Annotated in this window: 1 pseudogene; it reads left to right on the top strand. The window is 64.7% G+C overall.

The annotated features are described in order from the left end of the window. Positions 1 to 74 precede the first annotated feature (74 nt). Positions 75 to 832, top strand: a pseudogene (locus tag GBZ48_RS35900) (IS5 family transposase). Positions 833 to 843: the final 11 nt, after the last annotated feature.

The raw sequence follows: 843 nt of genomic DNA, 5'->3' as shown, positions 1-843 counted from the left end.
TAGGGTACGGACCCATAAAGAGCCTTTCCGTCAGTGAGCCGTTGTGATTCAACGCCCTGGAAAGGGGCTTTGCGATGAGCGACGGTCAGTTCTGGTTGACGGTGGAGCAGTTTGGGCGGCTTGAACCGCACCTTCCGCGCGACACCCGAGGCAAGCCGCGCGTGGACGATCGCCGTGTGATCAGCGGAATTGTCCATGTGCTGAAGTCGGGCGGGCGCTGGGCGGATGCTCCACCGGTCTACGGTCCGCGCAAGACGCTCTACAACCGCTTTGTCCGCTGGGCGGCCAAGGGCGTGTGGGAGGACATCTTCCATGCCTTGGCGGCGGCGGGTGGCCCACCGGCCCAGGTGATGATCGACTCTACGGCCGTGCGCGCCCATCGTTCGGCAAGCGGCGGCAAAGGGGGGAGCGTGCCCAGGCCATCGGGCGGTCGCGAGGTGGACGAACCACCAAAATCCATGCCCTGAGCGATCCGCGTGGGCGGCCGCTTGCCTTCTTGCTGACCGGCGGTCAGGTCGCTGACTGCACCGCCGCCGACCGTTTGCTCGACCGGATGCCTGCCACCGATCTCCTGCACGGCGACAAGGGATACGACAGCGCCGCTGTTCGCCGGAAGATCGAAGAGGCCGGGGCCGCGCCCAACATTCCGCCACGCGCCAACAAGCGCTGGAAAAACTGCTTCTCACCCTACCTTTATCGGAACCGTAACGTCATCGAGCGTATGTTTGGACGCCTCAAGGACTTCCGGCGCATTGCCACCCGCTATGACCGCTCCGCCACCAACTTCATGGCCGCCGTCCACATCGCCGCAACCGTCGCCTACTGGTTATGAGTCCGGACCCT

Origin of the sequence: Azospirillum melinis, from assembly GCF_013340935.1 — a bacterium.
GTDB lineage: Bacteria > Pseudomonadota > Alphaproteobacteria > Azospirillales > Azospirillaceae > Azospirillum > Azospirillum melinis.
The sequence above is the reverse complement of the archived record's forward strand: the minus strand, read 5'-3'. Positions and strand labels throughout refer to the sequence as shown.